Consider the following 632-nt stretch of genomic DNA (forward strand, 5'->3'; position numbering starts at 1 on the left):
TGCTCCTTCTTTTAAAACTCACTTAGTATATACCTTGAGTTTACCAGTACTATCACAAATAGGCTACACTTTTTGGGAAAATCAGTCCAAGGGCTTACAATCGTATACGCCATCATACTTACTTTTTGTTTTTTGAAAAGATTATAGATAAATCATTGCGATTTTAAATATTAATCATGTCAAATATTGTTATATTTTATAAAAATAAAAGACCATCCCTATTAAATGCCAATAGAGACGACCTTTTATTTGTTATTCATTTTTTAAAACTAAAATCCATATTTCATTTCAAACGAAAATATATAAATTTTAACAATTGATAACCGCAATACTCTATTGTAATTGCTTAACGATTTCTCGATTAAAATCATCTAAATCGTCTGGTACTCGACTTGTTACAATATTGTTGTCTACAACTACTGACTCATCAACTACATGTGCGCCTGCATTTGATAAATCTTTGCGTACATTTAATACTGCTGTTAACGTACGACCTTTTAAATCGTCTGTATCTATTAGTATTTGTGGCCCATGACAAATGGCAAATGTTGGTACATCATTTTTAGTAAAGTATTTAGCAAATGTGCCATATCGACCTTCTGTATCTCCACGTAAATGATCTGGTGAAAATC

At 30.5% G+C, this 632-nt stretch carries 1 protein-coding gene; it reads right to left on the reverse strand.

Translation table 11 applies throughout. The features are described 5' to 3' along the window. Positions 1–333: 333 nt before the first annotated feature. Positions 334–632, reverse strand: a 299-nt coding sequence (locus tag IDG60_RS19960; RefSeq protein WP_031889840.1) for a DJ-1/PfpI family protein, incomplete at its 5' end; no start/stop codon positions are given.

The sequence above is a fragment of the Staphylococcus sp. EG-SA-2 genome, assembly GCF_017152085.1.